General features: G+C 70.4%; 15 protein-coding genes. 12 read left to right on the top strand and 3 right to left on the bottom strand.

What is annotated here, in order from left to right:
• Positions 1-17: 17 nt before the first annotated feature.
• Positions 18-872, bottom strand: coding sequence for a helix-turn-helix domain-containing protein (locus tag OU415_RS05115; RefSeq protein ID WP_270947378.1), 855 nt, complete (start codon positions 870-872; stop codon positions 18-20).
• 101 nt (positions 873-973) lie between these two features.
• Between OU415_RS05115 and OU415_RS05110 the strand changes: the two genes are divergently transcribed.
• Positions 974-1,516, top strand: coding sequence for a YceI family protein (locus OU415_RS05110; protein WP_270947377.1), 543 nt, complete (start codon positions 974-976; stop codon positions 1,514-1,516).
• A gap of 69 nt (positions 1,517-1,585) precedes the next feature.
• On the opposite strand, the gene OU415_RS05105 is transcribed toward OU415_RS05110, so the two are convergent.
• On the bottom strand, positions 1,586-2,728 hold the full coding sequence (locus OU415_RS05105) for a trans-sulfuration enzyme family protein (RefSeq protein WP_270947376.1): 1,143 nt from the start codon (positions 2,726-2,728) through the stop codon (positions 1,586-1,588).
• A gap of 561 nt (positions 2,729-3,289) precedes the next feature.
• Between OU415_RS05105 and OU415_RS05100 the strand changes: the two genes are divergently transcribed.
• The 6 genes from OU415_RS05100 (at position 3,290) to OU415_RS05075 (ending at position 8,956) form a co-directional block, all read left to right on the top strand.
• Complete coding sequence (locus OU415_RS05100; protein WP_270947375.1) at positions 3,290-3,859, top strand: M23 family metallopeptidase; 570 nt, start codon at positions 3,290-3,292, stop codon at positions 3,857-3,859.
• Between the two features lie 270 nt (positions 3,860-4,129).
• Positions 4,130-4,942 carry a DUF4231 domain-containing protein gene (locus tag OU415_RS05095; RefSeq protein ID WP_270947374.1) on the top strand — a complete coding sequence of 271 codons (813 nt, stop codon included), beginning with the start codon at positions 4,130-4,132 and terminating at the stop codon, positions 4,940-4,942.
• Between the two features lie 165 nt (positions 4,943-5,107).
• Entirely contained in the window at positions 5,108-5,563 is a 456-nt protein-coding gene (locus tag OU415_RS05090; protein WP_270947373.1) for a hypothetical protein, read from the top strand.
• A gap of 238 nt (positions 5,564-5,801) precedes the next feature.
• Positions 5,802-6,611 carry a hypothetical protein gene (locus OU415_RS05085; RefSeq protein WP_270947372.1) on the top strand — a complete coding sequence of 270 codons (810 nt, stop codon included), beginning with the start codon at positions 5,802-5,804 and terminating at the stop codon, positions 6,609-6,611.
• 341 nt (positions 6,612-6,952) lie between these two features.
• Positions 6,953-7,195, top strand: a complete 243-nt coding sequence (locus OU415_RS05080) for a hypothetical protein (RefSeq protein ID WP_270947371.1) — start codon at positions 6,953-6,955, stop codon at positions 7,193-7,195.
• A 147-nt stretch (positions 7,196-7,342) separates the two neighbouring features.
• Complete coding sequence (locus tag OU415_RS05075; protein WP_270947370.1) at positions 7,343-8,956, top strand: MDR family MFS transporter; 1,614 nt, start codon at positions 7,343-7,345, stop codon at positions 8,954-8,956.
• A 480-nt stretch (positions 8,957-9,436) separates the two neighbouring features.
• On the opposite strand, the gene OU415_RS05070 is transcribed toward OU415_RS05075, so the two are convergent.
• Entirely contained in the window at positions 9,437-9,925 is a 489-nt protein-coding gene (locus OU415_RS05070; RefSeq protein ID WP_270947369.1) for an inorganic diphosphatase, read from the bottom strand.
• 329 nt (positions 9,926-10,254) lie between these two features.
• Between OU415_RS05070 and dacB the strand changes: the two genes are divergently transcribed.
• The 5 genes from dacB to ftsH all read left to right on the top strand — a co-directional run bounded on the left by dacB (position 10,255) and on the right by ftsH (position 19,074).
• Positions 10,255-13,677: a D-alanyl-D-alanine carboxypeptidase/D-alanyl-D-alanine endopeptidase gene (gene dacB / locus OU415_RS05065; RefSeq protein WP_270947368.1), complete on the top strand. Its 3,423-nt coding sequence runs from the start codon at positions 10,255-10,257 to the stop codon at positions 13,675-13,677.
• A gap of 52 nt (positions 13,678-13,729) precedes the next feature.
• On the top strand, positions 13,730-14,845 hold the full coding sequence (locus OU415_RS05060) for a zinc-dependent metalloprotease (RefSeq protein ID WP_270947367.1): 1,116 nt from the start codon (positions 13,730-13,732) through the stop codon (positions 14,843-14,845).
• A 47-nt stretch (positions 14,846-14,892) separates the two neighbouring features.
• Positions 14,893-15,879: a tRNA lysidine(34) synthetase TilS gene (gene tilS, locus OU415_RS05055; protein WP_270947366.1), complete on the top strand. Its 987-nt coding sequence runs from the start codon at positions 14,893-14,895 to the stop codon at positions 15,877-15,879.
• A 76-nt stretch (positions 15,880-15,955) separates the two neighbouring features.
• On the top strand, positions 15,956-16,510 hold the full coding sequence (gene hpt, locus OU415_RS05050) for a hypoxanthine phosphoribosyltransferase (protein WP_270947365.1): 555 nt from the start codon (positions 15,956-15,958) through the stop codon (positions 16,508-16,510).
• Positions 16,511-16,731: 221 nt separating this feature from the next.
• A complete protein-coding gene (ftsH, locus tag OU415_RS05045) occupies positions 16,732-19,074 on the top strand; it encodes an ATP-dependent zinc metalloprotease FtsH (protein WP_270947364.1) in 2,343 nt (780 codons plus the stop codon).
• Positions 19,075-19,107: the final 33 nt, after the last annotated feature.

Raw genomic sequence — 19,107 nt, 5'->3', positions numbered from 1 at the left:
GAAGTCCAGATGCTGGGTCAGCTGCGCACGGCGCGCAGGGCGCCGGGGCCGCGGCCGTTCAGGCGGTCGAGGGCCTGCGAGGTGGCTTCGTCGTGGGGCACGTAGACGATCAGGCGTTGGACGTCGATCTCGGTGAGGTCCATGACCTCGAAGTCCAGTCGCAGCTCGCCGACCTCGGGGTGCCGCCACCGCTCCGTCCCGTGGCGCACCACCGGGGTCGCCGGCCGGCGGAACCGGTTGGTGAACTCGGCGCCGACCGCGGACAACTCCGCGACGAGCTGAGCGGAATGCGGATCTTGCTCGTGGGAACCGAGCTTGAGCTGGTTGACGTGCACGTCCGCGAGCTGTTCCCAGTCCGGGTGGGCGGCGCGGGCGCGGGAGTCGGTGAGCACGAAGCGCGGCAGGTTCGGCGGATCACCGTCCAGGACGCCGAGCGGGCCCGCAAGCTGCTGGTAGGCGGTGGTGTGCGCGAGCACGTCGCCGATCCGGTTGACCACCAGCGCCGGATTCGGTTCGAGGCGGTCGAGGACCGCCCGCACCCCGGACCGGATCTGCTGCACCGGCGGTTCGGCGGCCGCCGGGCAGAGCGCGGTCGGCTTGTTGTGCCCGAGGATCAGCCACAGCTGCTCGCGGTCCCCCGGCGACAGCTGCAGCGCTCCCACCAGGGCGCCCAGGACTTCCGCGGACGGGTGGCGGTCGCGGCCCTGCTCCAGCCTGGTCAGGTACTCGACGCTGATCCCGGCCAGCATCGCGAGCTCGGACCGCCGCAGCCCGGGCGTGCGCCGCCGCGGGCCGGCAGGCAGCCCCACGTCCGCCGGACGCACCGCTTCGCGGCGGGACCGCAGGAAGTTGCCGAACTCGTTGTCGCTCACGACGCGAACCTAGCGCGTTCCGCAGGGCTCAGGGTGTCCCTCGTGGGGCCAGTCTCAGCGCGGCCTCCCCCACCCCGATCGCGGGCCGCAGGGTTGTGGGCATGACCAGAACCAATGCACTCCCGCTCGTCGCCGGACGTTGGGCGATCGACCCGCTGCACTCCTCGGTCGGTTTCGCGATCCGCCACCTCGGGGTGTCGAAGGTGCGCGGCCGGTTCAGCGCGTTCGACGCCGAGCTCGTGGTCGGGGAGGGGCTCGAGGACAGCTCGATCAGCGCGAACGTCGAGATCGGCTCCATCGACACCGGCAACGCCGACCGCGACGCGCACGTGCTCGCCGCCGACCTGCTCGACGTCGAGAAGCGCCCGACCATGACCTTCCGCTCCACCCGGATCAGCGGCGAGGGCGAGGACTGGACCCTCGACGGCGAGCTCACCATCGGATCGGTGACCCGCCCGGTCGGCTTCGCCGTCGAGTTCGGCGGTGTCCAGGACGTCTTCGACGGCAGCCGCCACGCGGGCTTCGACGCCACCGCCCAGATCCGCCGCAGCGACTTCGGCATCGACTTCGGCCCCGCCGAGGCCCTGCTCGGCGACGTGATCAAGATCCAGCTCGACGTCCAGTTCGTCGAACCGAAGTCCTGACGCAAATTCAATGGAAATCAGACCTCGAATTTCCATTGAATTTGCGGGAGTTCTGCGGAGCGACGTGGGTCAGAGCTCGGTGAGGGCTCGGGTGAAGTCCGCGATGAGGTCCTCGGTGTTCTCGATGCCGACGCTGATGCGGACCAGGTCGTCGGTGATGCCGAGGGCTTCGCGGTCCGCGCGGCTCATGCCCGCGTGCGAGGTCACCGCCGGGCGCGTGATCAGGGACTCCACGCCGCCGAGACTCGGTGCGTCGTAAGGGATTTCGAGCGCATCGATCAGGGACTGGGCCGCTGGTGCGCCGCCGGTGAGGCGGAGGCTGAGCATTCCGCCGAAGCCGGTGAACAGCTCCGCGGCGTGCTCGTGGTCCGGGTGCGCCGGCAGTCCGGGGTAGTTCACCTCGCTGATTTCCGGTCGTGCGGCGAGGAATTCGGCCAGCCGCTGGGCGCTGGCGTTCTGCGCTCCGACGCGCAGCGCCAGCGTCTTCAGGCCGCGGGCCAGCAGGAATCCGGCGTGCGGGTCGAGGCTTCCGCCGAAGTGGTTCAACGTGGTGCGGACGCGTTCCACGTGTTCCGCGCGGCCGATGACGGCGCCCGCGACGATGTCGGAGTGGCCGTTGAGGTACTTCGTCGCGCTGTGCAGGGAGAGGTCGAAGCCGAGCTCGGCCGGGCGGAAGTTGACCGGCGTGGCGAAGGTGTTGTCGATCAGGCTCACCAGGCCGTTGCGCCGCGCGAACTCCACCACCTCGCGCAGCTTCCCGACGCGCATGAGCGGATTCGCGATGCTCTCCACCAGGATCGCCTTGGTGTTGGGCGCCGCTTCCCAGGTGTCCGGGCGCTGCGGGTCGATGAACGTGACCTCCCAGCCGAAGTCGGCGGCGTGCTCGGTCAGGAAGTCGTGCGTGCCGCCGTAGAGGCAGTTGCCGACGAGCAGGTGGTCCCCGGTGCGCAGGACGCTGTGCAGGGCGGTGGTGATCGCGGCCATGCCGGACGTGGTCGCCAGCCCGGCTTCGGCGCCTTCCAGCGCGGCGAGCTTGTCGTGCAGGTACGCCTGGGACGGCGTGGAGTTCAGCCGGATGTAGGGCAGGTCGTGGTAGTCGGTGCCGGGCGGCACGGAGTAGACCGTGCTCTGGTAGATCGGGAACACCACCGCGCCCTCCGGGCCCGGGCGCCGTTCGCCGCCGTGCACCGCCACCGTCTCGATCCGCGCCATCGCAACCTCCATCGGGATGGTCCCGTTCCGCCGTCACACTAGGTTCGCGGTCACCGGGGCGGAAGCCGCTGATCCCGCGATCGCTCACCGCAACCAGGCCGCCCTACCGTCACCCGGACGAGTGGATCTTGGGGTCGAGGTCCGGGATTGCGGCGGATCGGCGTCGATCGCGGCGCCACGCCGGGACGATGATCACTCGATCAGGTGGACTTTGCCGAGTTGGAGGGGTGAATCGGAGCCCCGCTGCCCGCTCGGCACCGTCCGTGAGGAGCCGAACGATCTTCGTATTCGACCCGGGTCCGGTTCACCGGGAATTGTGACCACTGTGGACCCAGGGTGTTCGGCGCGGTTTCTTGTGGCGGACTTCCGAAGTCCTCCGGTCGATGCGCGCAAAACCTTTCCCGCTCATGCCATCGGGCCATTCCGGAATGCATTCCCCGAGCGCCTCGGCTGGAATCTCCCCCGGGCCGCCCCGCGCCGGATCGAACGGCATTCGGCGCCTCTGCGGAATTCAGCCCGCCACCGCCCGGTGCGGCGGACGGCGGGGAGGAGTGGAATCCGATGGCAATTCGAGAGAAGACCGCGCTCGGCGGTCTCGCCGCGTTGTTCGCGACCAGCATCCTGTGCACCGCGACCGATCTGTCCGCCGCCATGACCGCGCCGCGTCCGGACCCCCGTCCCGCGGCTGGCTTCGCCGCCGACATCGCTGCTCCGAGGCTTGCGCCGACCCCGGTGCACGACGAGGAGTGGGTGCCGCCGACCGAGGGCGAGATCAGCAGCGAATTCGGCGATCGATGGGGGACCACCCACAACGGGGTCGACATCGCCAACGGCGAAGGAACCCCGATCCGGGCCGCTTCGGAAGGAGTGGTCATCGATTCCGGACCGGCGAGCGGATACGGCATGTGGATCAGGATCGAACACGACGGCGACGTCATTTCGACGTACGGGCACATCGACGCCGACTTCGCGGAAGTCGGGGAATCCGTGCGGGCCGGTGAGGTCATCGCGACGATGGGCAACCGCGGCCAATCCACCGGACCGCACCTGCACTTCCAGCTCGACGTCGCCGGACGACCGGTCGACCCGGTGCAGTTCTACGCCGACCGCTCCGCGGAATTGCTCGGCTGAAAAGCGTTCCCCGCGTCCGGACCCGGTTGGTCGTCGCGCGATCGGCGCTGCCACAGTGGCAGGCCCCGGAGCCGGTCGCGCCGCCCGACGGGCGGTACCCGCTGTTATCACTGCGGAGTATCGCGCGGCGAACGACCTCCGAACCCAGCGGCGATCACCCGGCGCAGCCGGAAGTGGTCCGGAAGGCCGAACTTGCCATCACCCTCCTGGCCGATTGTCGTGGTGCTCCGGTAGCTACTTCGATCGCATTAACGCGCTGGAAGGATAGTGATGGAGCGAGTGGACACGGCTGGGATCGTCGGCGGCGGAGTGCTCGCCGGGGACAACCGACCGGATGACTGGGAGCGCCGGATCGCGGAACGCTCCGAGCAGCTCTACCGCACCCGGATGGTCCAGCGGATGCTGCTGCTCTGGGCGGTGCCGGGCAACCTGCTGCTGGTGGTGCTCGGAGCGGTCGCGCTGGCGTTATGGGGGATCGCGGTACCCGCCGCGGTGGTGTTCGTGCTGGCGGTCGCCTCGATCGCGGTGGCGGCGAAGTTCGTCTACCAGCAGCACTTTAAGGTGCGCGCGGTGGAGACAGAACTGCGTGCGCTGGAGCACGGCCACCGCGAGCACCTGCTGGACGAACTGGGGAACGGGGACCTGCTGGGGGCGCACAAGCGCTACCGGGCGCAGCTGCCCGAGCTGGTCGAGCGCTACCGCGGCGAAGCGCGGCGCGACCGGTGGAAGGACAACGCCCTGCAGACGGTGGTGGTGGGCGGCTCGATAGTGGCCGCGACGGTCACCGCCACCGCGATGTCCATTGTGGATCTGCGCTGGGTAGCGGCGCTGCTGAGCCTGCTGGTCGCGGTGTCCGCGGCCTTCGCCGGGTACGCGAAGTACCGGGACCGCGCGCAGGCGCTGCAGCAGACCGCGGACTCCCTGGAGCGGGAGTACGAATCCGTGGAGCTGCGCGTCGGGCGGTACCGCCGGTTCGACAGCGAGCGCCAGGCGTACGCGGAGTTCGCCGACGCGGTGGACGCGCTGCGGGCCGAACAGGCGCGGCGGTTGCCGTCGGCAGCGACCGACGGGCCGAGCCAGTAGTCACGCCGGGCCTTTATCGCTCGAAAGTGGGGCGCATCGCCGGGAAATTGGTCACTGAACGTCTATGGTTCCCGCTCGCGTGATCGCTGGACAGTGGGAGCTGATTCGTCCGTAATCTCCGTTCGGACACAGGATCTCGGCCTGTGCGGAGAGGAGCATTGCGAGATGAAGCGCACCTTTGCGGCCGCGGCCGCTGTGCTGGCCGGCGGCGCCGGTGTCGTCGGATTCGCCGGTGTTGCGAGCGCGGAGGGAACCCCGCAGCTGCCCGCGGAGCTGCCGACGGACAACAACCTGGCGCAGACCACCTTCCACGCCGCGGGCACCGTGGCGTCCGCGCAGCAGACCGTCGGCGACGTGGTGCCGCTGGACGAGGAGCTCACCGGCCGCAGCGCCCTGGACGACCCGGCGCGGCTCACGAACGCCGTGACCGGTGGCATGCCCATCACCGAGCCGTTCAGCTTCCTGCCGAACAACGGCGGCCTGGGCGACCTCGCCGGCAAGTCCGGCACCGGCTCGCTCGACGCGATGAACGCCGGTCAGCTCCTGCCGCAGGGGCTGGGCGGACTGGTCGAGGGCGCCACCGGTGCCGTGCCGGTGGGCGGCGTCGTCCCGGTGGGCTGAGCAGGAGGCGGCTGGGCGGTTTCTCCGCTGCGGCGGTTGCGGTCGGCAGCGATCGACGGGTCGAGACAGTAGTCACGACAGGTCTACGTCGCTCGAAAGTGGGGCGTGAGACCGGGAAATCAGTGACCGGGTGTCTACATTTCCCACCTAAGTGATCGCTGAATAGTGGTGGTTGATCCTTCCGTAATCTCCGGCCGGGCACAGGATTTTCGGCCTGTGCAGAGAGGAGCATTGCGAGATGAAGCGCACCCTTACGGCCGCGGCCGCTGTGCTGGTCGGCGGCGCCGGTGCCGTCGGATTCGCCGGTGCTGCGAACGCCGAACCCGTTCCGATGCCGCCGGCGCCGGGGCAGCTGCCCGCCGAACTGCCCACGGACAACAACCTCGCGCAGACCGCGTTCCACGCTGCGGGGACGCTGCACTCCGCGCAGCAGACCGTCGGCGACGTGATCCCGCTGGACAAGCAGCTCACCGGTCGCAGCGGTGACCCGGTCGGCGACCTCACCGGCGGTCTTCTGGGCGGCCTGCCCGCCCAGGACCTGCTCGGCGGTCTCACCGGTGTGGCGGGCAAGTCCGGCGAGCAGTCCAACGCGGTGACCGGTCTGCCGGAGCAGCTGCTCGGCACCCTGCCGGTCGGCGACGTCGTCCCGGTCGCGCACACCATGCCCGTGGGCCGGAGCGGCGCCACCGACATGCTGCCGCCCGGCGTTGCGCCCTCGGTGGACCAGCTGAAGCCCACCACCAAGCCCGCGCAGCTGCCGCAGCAGCAGCTCCCGCAGGACGTGGACGTGGTCGGCGAGACGCTCAACGGTGTCGTGAACAGCACCCCGCTGGGCCGCGTCGGCGACCCGACCGAGGTCCTGGGCGGCGGCAGCGACGTCGTCGGCGGCCTCACCGGCAACCTGACCCAGGGCCTGCCGGTCGGCAAGGCGGCTCCGGGCGGTCTCCCGCTGGAGAAGGTCGACCCGGTGCTCCAGCAGGGGACCGAGCAGGTCGGCAACCTGGTCGCGCACGGCCCGCTCGGCGGCAACCAGCAGCTGGGCGGCTGATCCAGCACGGCGATCCGCCACGCCTCCGCCCGCGTCGGAGCGCTGAACTGCGAAGGGCGGCCCCTGAACCGCGCTGTCGGCGATCGGTAGCGCGGTCGTAGGACCGGACCGGCGAGTGCGTAGCCGGTAGCGCCCCCGAATCAAGACTCGATGGCCCTCGCGAAACCCGCGGGGGCCATCGTCGTGCCCGCCCCCGTCGTGGGAGCGGAATCCGCCCAACGCTCGGTGTTCGGTTGGGCTGAAAGCGTGAAGCGGCGCTGGGCCAAAAGGGTGGAGCGTCCCCGGCTCGCATCATGACCGGCGTTCTCGCGCATTTCCCCTCCGCGACGGGAGGGGACGCGATGTTGTGGTCGACGGTGGTGATCGCGGCGGGACTGGCGCTCGCCGCTCCGGGAATCCGCAGGTACTTGCGCCGACGCCGGGCGGTGTCCCGCGCGCGGACCGAACTGGCCTGGTTCTACCAGCAGCGGCCGCAGCGCGAGCGGTTCACGCCGGGCAGCGGCAAGCACGCCTCGACGGTCCCGGTCGTCGTGCTGCGCCGCGTCGACGGCACCGCGCTGGGGAGGGTGCCCCGGCACCGGTGAGGCGGAAAAGGAAGTTGCTTCGCCTGTTCCAGCGGTGGATATTGGTCCTCGTCTACTAGTTGAGTGCTGCAAGCAAATATCTGGGGATGTCGGGGTGCCGCAGCGCTCCAGCCGGATTCGCACGCCGGCTCCGAACGAGGAGAACAGATGTCGGAAACGGCTGTGCCGTCAGCGCGGCCCGCGGCTTCCGCGCTCAGCCACCGCCAGATCCTGACCGTGCTCACCGGACTCCTGCTGGGGATGTTCATGGGCGCGCTGGACCAGACCATCGTCAGCTCCGCGATCCGGGTGATCGCCGACCAGCTGCACGGCCAGACCGCGCAGGCGTGGGTCACCACCGCCTACCTCATCGCCTCGACCATCACGACCCCGCTGTACGGCAAGCTCTCCGACATCTACGGCCGGAAACCGCTGTACCTGACCGCGATCTCGCTGTTCCTGGCCGGATCGCTGCTGTGCGGGATGGCTAACTCGATCTACGAGCTGGCCGCCTTCCGCGCGGTCCAGGGCCTCGGCGGCGGTGGCCTGATGTCGCTGGCGCTGACGATCATCTCGGACATGGTTCCGCCCCGGCAGCGCAGCCGCTACCAGGGCTACTTCATGGCGACCTTCGGCAGCGCCAGCGTGATCGGCCCGGTGGTCGGCGGGCTGTTCGCCGGCATGGACAGCTTCCTCGGCATCGACGGCTGGCGCTGGGTGTTCCTGGTGAACCTGCCGGTCGGGCTGGCCGCGCTGGCCGTCGTGACGAAGGTGCTCAACGTCGCCACCGAGCGCGTCCAGCACCGCATCGACTACCTGGGCGCGGCGGCGCTGGTCGTGCTTCTGGTGCCGCTGCTGACCGTCGCCGAGCAGGGGCGCGAGTGGGGTTGGCTGTCGCCGCTGTCGCTGACCATGTTCGGCATCGGGGCGCTGGGCCTGGTGCTGTTCGTGCTCGCCGAGCGTCGGATGGGGGCGGAGGCGCTGCTGCCGCTGCGGATGTTCCGGCTGCCGTCGTTCCGGATGGGCAACGTCCTCAACTTCCTGGTCGGCGTCGGCATGTTCGGCGGGCTGAGCTCGGTGCCGCTGTACCTGCAGATCGTCAAGGGCCTGAACCCGACCCAGGCCGGTCTGATGCTGCTGCCGATGACCGCCGGGATCATGATCGCCAGCGGAACGGTGGGGCAGCTGATCGCCCGCACCGGCCGGTTGAAGGTGTTCCCGATCATCGGCTCGGCGCTGATGGCCTGCTCGCTGTTCCTGTTCAGCCTGATCGAGGTGGACTCCTCGCTGGTCCAGGTGGGGGCGACGGCGCTGATGATGGGTGGCGGGCTCGGCATGCTGATGCAGACCCTGACCCTGGTGGTGCAGACCGACGCCACCCCGCGCGACCTGGGCGTGGCGACGGCGTCGGTGAACCTGTTCCGCCAGACCGGCGGCACGGTGGGCGCGGCGGCGTTCCTGTCGATCCTGTTCAGCACGGTCGGCGGCCGGATCGCGGACGCGATGCGGGCGGCGTCGTCCGCGCCGGACTTCGTCGCGGCGACGCAGGACCCGGCGGTCCGCGCGGATCCCGCGAACCAGGCCTTCCTGCAGGCGCTGCGCGACGGCCGGCCGATGGACCTGAACGACACGTCGTTCCTGCACCACCTGGACCCGCGCCTGGCCCACCCCGTCCTGGAGGGCTTCGCGAGCTCGATGAGCACGGTCTTCTTCACCGGTGGCTGCGTGGTGGTCGTGGCCTTCGCCCTGACCTGGTTCCTCAAGGACGTCCGCCTGGACTGACCCCGCTCCACAGACTTGTCCACAGAACCCACCAGTTATCCCCAACCCTGTGGACAACTAGCGATCAGTCCTATTTAGCCTGGTCAAAGCCCGTGAGTACTTTGGGTTGCTATAGCCCCCCAAAGTACTCACGGCCCCCGACCAGCAGAAACAAGCCATCGTCAGTCAAGCGGCGGAGCCGCTTCCAGCGGTAGGCAGCTACCGCGAAGCATGGTCGGCACTGGACGGCAAGAGTCGCATGCGCCGTAGGCGCATAGCCCACCCTCGCAACCGGCACCGCCGCGGGTTCTCAGGGTTCGCCTGGCGAGGACGGCCCGACTGCCGTGTATTGGCATACATAAAGTCGGGCACCCGGAGTCCAGGCGGGCGCTGAGGTTCCGCTACCCGCACCGCCACGCAAAACGACCACCGGAATCAAGAGACCACGAAAAAGCCCTCCCACGCGCTTCTGCGGGGAGGGCTTGTTCTTGGTGCTGGGGTTCAGTGGCCGTGTTCCTTGGCCCGCTCGTAGGAGCGCTTGATCTCGGCTTCGGCCTCGACGCGGCCGACCCACGTCGCACCCTCCACGCTCTTGCCCGGCTCCAGATCCTTGTACACCTCGAAGAAGTGCTGGATCTCCAGCTTGTAGAACTCGGCGAGGTGGTGGATGTCGCGCAGGTGCTCCTGGCGCGGGTCGTCCGAGGGCACGCAGATGACCTTGTCGTCGCCGCCCTTCTCGTCCCGCATCCGGAACATGCCGATGGCGCGCGACTTGATCAGGCAGCCCGGGAAGGTCGGCTCCTGGACCAGCACCAGCGCGTCCAACGGGTCGCCGTCCTCGCCGAGGGTGTCCTCGATGAACCCGTAGTCGGCCGGGTACTGGGTGGCGGTGAACAGCGTCCGGTCGAGACGGATCCGTCCCGTCTCGTGGTCCACCTCGTACTTGTTCCGGTTCCCCTTGGGGATCTCGATCGTGACGTCGAAGTCCACGCGGTTCCTCACTCGTCTTGCGTCGGATGCAGCCGCCCGCTCCCGCGCGCGGCCACGTCTAGTGTGGACCACGGCAGCGCACCGAGCCCCACCGCAGTGCGGGAGCTCGCAATCTGGCAGTCTGGCCATCCGTCGAGGAGGAGCACGTGCCCGAACCCCAGAACAGCCGGGGTGAGGTGGCCGAATCCGACGCTGGGGCGTCGTCACCGGACAGCGAGAGCCAGAGCCGAACCGCTGCGCCGTCGCCGAACCGACCCGCGGAAGCCCCCGCCCCGGAGGCGTCGGACACCACCCCACCCGAGACCGACCGAACCGCGGATGGCAAAGCTGTGACCTCGGATGATGCCGAGAAGGCGACGGAGTCGACCGAGTCGGCGGACGACGCCGAGACCAAGCGCACGACCACCTCGTCGAAGCGCGTGTCGGGCGCGCTGGTCGACCCGGAACCCGAAGCTCCGGCGGAAGCCGAGACGGCTCGGTTGAAGACCGTCGAGAAGGCGGAGTCGAGCGGCGAACCGAGCGCATCGAAGCGCGTCGCGGGCAATCTCGAGGACGGCTCGGCTACCGACGACGCGGCTGATCAGGGTGACGTTGACGACTCGGCCGATCAGCCGGACGGCGATTCGGAGCCTGCAGCTGAGGACGACAGCGCGGCTGCCGAGACCGACGCTGCCGAGGCTGAAGCTGACGAGAAGTCCAGCGCTGCGGAGACTGAAGCCGACGAGAAGTCCGGCCCTGCGGAGACTGAAGCCGCTGACGAGAAGTCCGGGGCCGATGAGGCATCGGATGATGACGTCAGTGCTGATCAGGGCGCATCCGAGACGTCGGCGAGCGACGACGGCTCGACCGAGGAGCAGGGCACTCCGGAATCCGCTGATCAGGACGCTGCTCCCGACGAAGCCGACGGTGAAGCTGCTGCGGAGGAGACCGAAGCAGCGGATTCGACCGAATCCGACGCTGCTCAGGACGACAACACCGCCGATGAGCCGGAGTCCGCCCCGGCTGATCAGGACGGCGAGGAAGCCGCCGGGAGCGAGGCGGAAGAATCCTCCGGCGCTGAGAGCACGTCGGCTGAGAAGGAGTCCGACACCGCTTCGGAGTCCGAGGACGGCGATGCCGAGGGTGCAGTGACGTCCGGGGCTTCCGGGCGCGTCACCGGAACCGTTGACCTCAGCGACGAAGCGGACGCCGAGGCCTCCGCTGATGCGCAGGAGGAGTCGGCTGAGCAGGACGAATCCGCCGTCGACGAACCGTCCGACGACGCTGCCCCCGAAGCGGCGGACGAGGAACCGGCCGAGGAGTCCGCTGCCGAGTCGTCCTCCGGCGAAAAGGCGGCCGAGGAGCCGGAGAACGCCGACGAGAAGTCCGATGACGCGGAGGGGTCGTCGTCGGAGGACGCCGAGCCGGCTCCGGACCAGCAGGAGTCGGCTGAGCAGTCGACCGCCGATGAGCAGGGTTCGGACACCGCTGACGGGCAGGAACCGTCCTGGCCGTCGGACGAATCGGCCCCTGCCGAGGAGCCCGAAGCCGAGAAGTCCGAGGACGACGCGGAAGCCGACGAGCAGTCGGAAGACGTCAAGTCGGAGGACGCGGAGAAAGACGGCTCCGACGAGAAGGGCGCCGAGCCGGAGAGCGCTGACGAGACGGACTCCGAGCCCGAGAGCGCTGAGAAGACGGACTCCGAGCCGGAGAGCGCCGAGGAGAAGCCGGCCGCGCCGCCGGAGACCGCGGTCGAGCAGACCCAGCAGTTCCGGCCGATCACCGACGCGCCGCCGGTCGCCGGCGTCGAGCAGACGCAGCAGATCAGCCGGGTCGACGTCGCCGGGCCCGGGGCGGTCGACAGCACGCAGAAGATCCCGCGCGTCCCCGGCGAGCGGCCGGTCGAGTCCACCCAGAAGATCGCCAAGATCCCCGCCGAGTCGGAGGTGGAGCGGACCACCCGCCTCGAGCTCTCCGACCTGCGCGCCCCGGCGGATCCGGGTCCGGCGACGCAGCGGATCCCGGTGGTGCCGCCGGTCGCACCGGCCGAGCAGACCCAGCAGTTCGCCCGCCCGGACTTCGACGCCCCGCGCACGGCGTCCCCCGCGGACTTCGCCGGTCTGAACGCCCCGACCGCGCCCACGAACGGCCTGGAGGTCCCGGCCGCTTCGCCGGAGGACTTCGCCGGTCTCACGGCCCCGCACGCCAAGCCGTCGCAGGGCCTGACCCCGCCCGCCGCTTCGCCCGACGACTTCGCCGGGATGACCGCGCCGCGGGCGGAGCCCGAGCGCATCGAGCCCACGGCTTCGCCGGAGGACTTCGCGGGCCTCACCGCACCGCGCGCCCAGCCGCAGCACATCGGGCCAGTCCCGGAGCCGCCGCGGGCCGCAGCGCCGCCGAAGCGGAGCCGCAAGGGCCTGATCGCGGTCGCGGCGGTGCTCGTCGTGCTGCTCGGCGCGGGCATCGGCTTCGGCCCGCAGGTGGTCGACGCGCTGATGAAGGCGCAGATCGCCGACGCGCCACCGCCGGTCCGGCTCAACCCGCAGATCAAGCCGCTCGGCCAGGACGCGCCGGAGCCCACCAGGTCCGGGCTCGACGCCGCGCTCGCCGGCCCGCTGGGCAACCCCGCGCTGGGCACCCTCGCCGGTGTCGTGAAGGACGCCCGGACCGGGCAGGTGCTGTGGGAGCGGAACACCGGCCAGGCGCTGGTCCCGGCGTCGACCGGCAAGCTGCTCGCGAGGAGCGCCGCGCTGCTCGTCCTCGACCACGACCAGCGGCTGACCACCAAGGTGGTGCGCGGCAGCCAGCCGGGCAGCGTGGTGCTGGTCGGCGGCGGTGACGTGACGCTGTCGACGCTGCCGCCCGGTCAGGAGTCGGTGTACCCCGGGGCCGCCCGGTTCGACGACCTGATCGACCAGGTGCGGGCCGCGACCGGCGGGAACGTGACGTCGGTGCAGGTCGACACCAGCCGGTACACCGGTCCGGCCCTCGCCCCGGGCTGGCTCCCGGAGGACGTGGGCATGGGCATGATGGCGCCGATGGAGCCGGTGATGCTCAACGGCGGCCGCAACGACCCGACCCAGGACTACAGCCCGCGCACCAACGAGCCGGCGATGCAGGCCGCGCAGCGGTTGGCCGACAAGCTCGGCGCGACGCAGGTGTCGAAGGGGTCGGCGCCGCCGAACGCGGAGGTCCTCGGCCACGTCGAGTCGCCGACGGTGCAGCAGATGGTCGACACCGCGATGCTGCACTCGGACAACATGCTCGCCGAGGTGCTCGCGCGCGAGGTGGCCGTCGCCACCGGCGCTGATCCGTCGTTCGAGGGGGCGACGAAGGCGGTGCACGACGTGCTGGCGAAGCACGGCTTCGACCTCAACGGCACCACCATGTCCGACGGCAGCGGGCTGTCGGTGCACGACAGGACCACGCCGAAGCTGCTCGGCGAGCTGCTGAGCTCGGCGACCACCACGGCCAGCCCGGAGGGCGGGCTGCCCCCGGACGCCGCGAAGCTGCGGGGCCTGCTGTCGGGCATGCCGATCGCGGGCGGCACCGGAAGCCTGCGGGACCGCTACACCGGCAGCGACGGCCGCGGCTGGGTGCGGGCGAAGACCGGCACCCTCGACGGGGTCAACAGCCTGGCGGGCACGGTCGTGACCAAGGACGGCAGGCTGCTGGTGTTCGCGCTGATGTCCAACGGCCCGAGCTCGGCCGAAGACGGCCGCCGAGCCCTGGACGGGGTCACCGGTGCGCTCCGTGAATGCGGCTGCGGCTGACTGCCCGAAAGTGAGGTATCTAGCGGCCTGGTCGGCGGGTACGGTCGGTCGTGTGAACGCGCGACCCTCCACCTTGCCCGTTTCCAACAGCTCGGCTGCGGAGCATCGGGCGCTGGACTGGAACGTCGCCGTCGCGACCGCGGTCCGGTTGATGAAGCCTGGTCCGGAGGTGCCGCGGGCGGAGGCCGAGCACGCGGTCCGCTCGTTGCGGCGGTTCAGCGTCGACGCCGAGAGCCACGTCCGCGAGCTGACCGGTCTCGGCCAGGACCTGCCGATCATCGCCGGTGACGTCGTGGACCGCCCGGCTTGGGTGCGCGGGGCCGCGCACGGCCTGGCCACCCTGACCGACGCCGCGCTGTCCTCCGCCGACGCCCGCATGCAGCGCGCCAGCGACTTGTTCGGCGGGTTGAGCGCGCGCGGCGCCGGGGTGCAGGCCGGGCTCGTGCTGGCTTACCTCGGCGGCAAGGTGCTGGGGCAGTTCGACCCGTACGGCGAGTCCGGAGTCGCCGGCCAGCGCGGCAGCCTGCTGCTGGTGGCGCCGAACATCGTCGCGGCGCAGCGCTCCCTCGGCGTTCCGGCCGATGACTTCTCGATGTGGGTGTGCCTGCACGAGTCCACGCACCGCCTGCAGTTCAACGCGGTCCCGTGGCTGCGCGAGCACTTCACCGAGAGCCTGGGCATCCTGCTCTCCGAGATGGAGGGCACCACCGGCGAGCTGCTGAGCAGGTTGCCGACGATCCTGCGGGAAGCGCGCGCGGCCCGCTCCAGTGATTCCAGCCCGGGCGTGCTCGGCGTGATCGAGCTGCTCCAGACGCCGCAGCAGCGGCTCGCGCTGGACCGGATCATCGCGATCTCCACGCTGCTGGAGGGCCACGCCGACCACGTGATGGACGCGGTGGGCCCGCAGGTGGTGCCGAGCGTGGCGACGATCCGCAACCGCTTCACCGAACGCCGCAAGGGCGGCGGCCTGCTGGACCGCCTGCTGCGCAGCCTCCTCGGCGTGGACGCCAAGATCCGCCAGTACGCCCAGGGCGCGGCGTTCACCCGCCACGTGGTGGACGAGGTCGGCATGACCGGCTTCAACGCGGTCTGGACCTCGCCGGACCACCTGCCGACCCGCGCCGAGATCAGCGACCCCGCCGCCTGGATCCGCCGGATCCACGGCTGACGCCGCCCGCTCCGCGGGTCCGTCGCCTCCGGCGGGAGAATGGCGGCGTGCCGCCGCCTCCCGCCGTCAGCGCCGTCCGAGGCGCCGTCCGGCGCTTGCTCGGCTCCGCCGAGGCCGCGCCGTTCCGGGGCGCTCCGCTGGTCGTCGCGTGCTCCGGCGGCGCCGACTCGCTGGCGCTCGCCGCTGCCGCCTCGCACGCCGCCCGCCACGCGGGCGTCCCGTTGCACGGCCTGGTGGTGGATCACGGGCTCCAGGTCGGCTCCGCCGACGTCGCCGCTCGCGCTGCCGAGCAGCTCACCGAGCTCGGTGCCGTCGCAGAGGTGATCGAGGTCGAGGTGGAGGGCTCCGGCGGTCCCGAGGCCGCCGCGCGTCGCGCGCGCTACCGGGCGCTGCGCGAACGTCGTCCTCCCGGTTCGCTCGTCCTGCTCGGGCACACCCTCGACGACCAGGCGGAAACCGTGCTGCTCGGGTTGGGGCGGGGTTCCGGGGCGCGGTCGATCGCCGGGATGCGGCCGGTGGATCCGCCGTGGGCGCGGCCGTTCCTGGGCGTGCGGCGGGCGACCACCGAGGAGGTGTGCCGGGAGCTCGGGCTCGAACCCTGGCGGGATCCGCACAACGCCGATGCCCGGTTCACCCGTGTGCGGTTGCGCACAGAAGTTCTTCCGCTGATGGACGACGTCCTGCAAGGCGGCGTTCGCGAGGCGTTAACCCGGACCGCGCAGCAGCTGCGCGAGGACGCCGACGCGCTGGACGAGCTGGCCGCCGCCGAGCGCCGCCGGGTGGAGGTCGGTGATGGGCTGGATGCGTTGGCACTGCGGGAAATTCCGGCCGCGCTGCGCCGTCGCGTGGTGAAGGAGTGGCTGCTGGACCGGGGCGTCCCGGAGCTCACCGACGCGCACCTCCGGGCGGCCGACGCGCTGCTCACCGATTGGCGCGGACAGGGCGGGCCGAGGTTGCCGGGTGACTTTGTGCTTCGCCGTGCGCATGGCACGCTTCAAGTCGTAGCCGCGGGTCGCAAGCCGCCGAATGGCTGACGGGCGCCGCGTTGTCGAGACCGGGGCGTGCAGCGCCGGGGGAACTGTCTCATCGCCGAAGAGGGGAAGCCGGGCCGTGTACGACGGCGACATTGCGTCAGTGCTCATCAGCGAGCAGCAGATCAAGGACAAGGTCACCGAGCTGGCCAAGCAGGTCGACGAGGACTACCAGGACGTCGGTGGCGATCTGCTGCTGGTGGGAGTCCTCAAGGGCGCGGTCATGTTCATGACCGACTTCGCCCGGGCCCTGCCGCAGCCCGCCCAGCTCGAGTTCATGGCGGTCAGCTCGTACGGTTCCTCGACCTCGTCGTCCGGCGTGGTGCGGATCCTCAAGGACCTGGACCGCGACATCGCCAACCGGCACGTGCTGATCGTCGAGGACATCATCGACTCGGGTCTGACGCTGTCCTGGCTGCTCAAGAACCTGAGCTCGCGCAACCCCGCATCCCTGGAGGTGTGCACGCTGCTGCGCAAGCCCGACGCGGTCCAGGTCGACCTGCCGGTCAAGTACGTCGGCTTCGACATCCCCAACGAGTTCGTCGTCGGCTACGGCCTCGACTACGCCGAGCGCTACCGAGACCTTCCTTACATCGGCTCGCTCGATCCCAAGGTCTACACCTCGGGCGTCTGACGCCTGGAACACGCCTGTCCGGTTCGCCCCTCCTGGCCCACGCGGGCGGGGCGACCGGATACGCTGTTCATCCTGTGTCGGGCGCGGCGTGGTCGGGCCCGCACATCGGCCGGTACGCTGGTCTGAAGGGGTTGACGGCCAGGGCTAACTGTGCCTGCCGAGCAGTCGTCGCCCGAAGTGACAGTCAGGGAGGGTCGAGGCCGCCCGTCGGCCGCAAGTGAATGGACCGAAAGCGCCTGCTCCGCAACCCGCTGCTGTGGATCCTCATCGCATTCTTGTTGATCTTGTCCTTCAACGTGCTCTTCGACGAGACGCGCGCCTACCGCGAAGTCTCCACGTCGCAGGCGCTCGAGCAGATCGCTCAGGGCAAGGTCAAGGAAGCGACGATCGAGGACAAGGAGCAGCGGGTCCGGCTGACCCTGAATGACGGCCAGAACTTCGACGGCAGCTCCCAGCTGATCGCGCAGTACCCGGCCGGGGCCACCGACCAGGTGGTCAACGAGATCCGCAACGCGCACGTCCCGACCTGGAACACCAAGGTCTCCCAGGACTCGTTCTGGGTGCAGATGCTGTTCTACCTGGTGCCCATCGGCCTGCTCGTGCTGCTGCTGATGTGGATGATGAACAACGTCCAGGGCGGCGGCAACCGCGTCCTGAACTTCGGCAAGTCCAAGGCCAAGCAGCTCACCAAGGACATGCCCAAGACGCTGTTCACCGACGTCGCGGGTGCCGACGAGGCCGTCGAGGAACTGCACGAGATCAAGGACTTCCTGCAGAACCCCGGCCGCTACCAGGCCCTCGGCGCGAAGATCCCGAAGGGCGTCCTGCTCTACGGCCCGCCCGGTACCGGTAAGACGCTGCTCGCGCGCGCTGTCGCCGGTGAGGCCGGCGTGCCGTTCTACTCGATCTCCGGTTCCGACTTCGTCGAGATGTTCGTCGGTGTCGGTGCCTCCCGCGTGCGCGATCTGTTCGAGCAGGCCAAGCAGAACGCGCCGTGCATCATCTTCGTCGACGAGATCGACGCGGTCGGCCGTCAGCGGGGCGCCGGTCTCGGCGGCGGTCACGACGAGCGGGAGCAGACCCTCAACCAGCTGCTGGTCGAGATGGACGGCTTCGACTCGCGCGGCGGCATCATCCTGATCGCCGCCACCAACCGCCCGGACATCCTGGACCCGGCGCTGCTGCGCCCGGGCCGCTTCGACCGGCAGATCCCGGTGTCCGCGCCGGACCTGCGCGGTCGCCGCGCGATCCTCGGCGTGCACTCCAAGGGCAAGCCGCTGGCCCAGGACGTCGACATGGAGAGCCTGGCCAAGCGCACCGTCGGCTTCTCCGGTGCCGACCTGGAGAACGTGGTCAACGAGGCCGCGCTGCTCACCGCCCGCGAGAACGGCCAGCTGATCACCGCCGCGGCGATGGAGGAAGCCGTCGACCGCGTGGTCGGTGGTCCGCGCCGCAAGAGCAAGATCGTCTCCGAACGGGACAAGAAGATCACCGCCTACCACGAGGGCGGGCACGCGCTCGCCGCGTGGGCGATGTCCGACCTGGAGCCGGTCTACAAGCTGACGATCCTGCCGCGCGGTCGCACCGGCGGGCACGCCCTCGTCGTCCCCGAGGACGACAAGGACATGATGACCCGCTCGGAGATGATCGCCCGACTGGTGTTCGCGCTGGGTGGCCGCTCCGCCGAGGAGCTGGTCTTCCACGAGCCGACCACCGGTGCGTCCAGCGACATCGAGCAGGCCACCAAGATCGCCCGCGCGATGGTCACCGAGTACGGCATGACCGCCCGCCTGGGCGCGGTGAAGTACGGCAAGGAGGAGGGCGACCCGTTCCTCGGGCGCACCGCCGGCCAGCAGCCGAACTACTCGCTCGAGGTCGCGCACGAGATCGACGAGGAGGTGCGCCGCCTCATCGAGGCCGCGCACACCGAGGCGTGGGAGGTGCTCAACACCTACCGCGACGTGCTCGACGACCTCGTGCTGGAGCTCATCGACAAGGAGACGCTGAACCGCAAGGACCTGGAGCGGATCTTCGCCCGCGTGGAGAAGCGGCCCAGGATCACCGCGTTCAACGACTTCGCCGGTCGCACCCCGTCGGACAAGCCGCCGATCAAGACCCCCGGCGAGCTGGCCAAGGAGCGCGGCGAGCCGTGGCCCCCGGTCAAGGAGGAGCCGACCCCGGCGCCGTCGGCGATCGGTGCGGGCGACCAGAACGGCGCCCAGCCGAGCCACGGTCAGCAGGAGCCGACCCCGGCCGGCGCCGGTGCGAACCAGGGCACGGTGCAGATCCAGCAGCCGCAGCCCCCGCAGCAGCAGGGCCAGGCCCCGCAGGCGGTGCCGCCGAACTACGGCGCCCCGCCCGGGTGGACCCCGGCGACGACGCCGTCGGGCTCCAGCTACTCCGGCGGTCAGAGCCAGTACAACTGGACGCCGTCCTGGGAGCGCGGCTCGCAGCAGCCCGAGCCCCCGGCGGCGCCGGAGCACGGCGAGCAGCAGGCCGAGGAGGCTCCGCGCTCGGAGGGGCCGGATTCGGCCCAGGACAACGGCAGCGGCACCAACCGCTGATACTGGCTCTCCAGCCAGTGGAGGAAAGCAGAA

The sequence above is a fragment of the Saccharopolyspora oryzae genome (assembly GCF_027853915.1).
GTDB lineage: Bacteria > Actinomycetota > Actinomycetes > Mycobacteriales > Pseudonocardiaceae > Saccharopolyspora > Saccharopolyspora oryzae.
The sequence above is the reverse complement of the archived record's forward strand: the minus strand, read 5'-3'. Positions and strand labels throughout refer to the sequence as shown.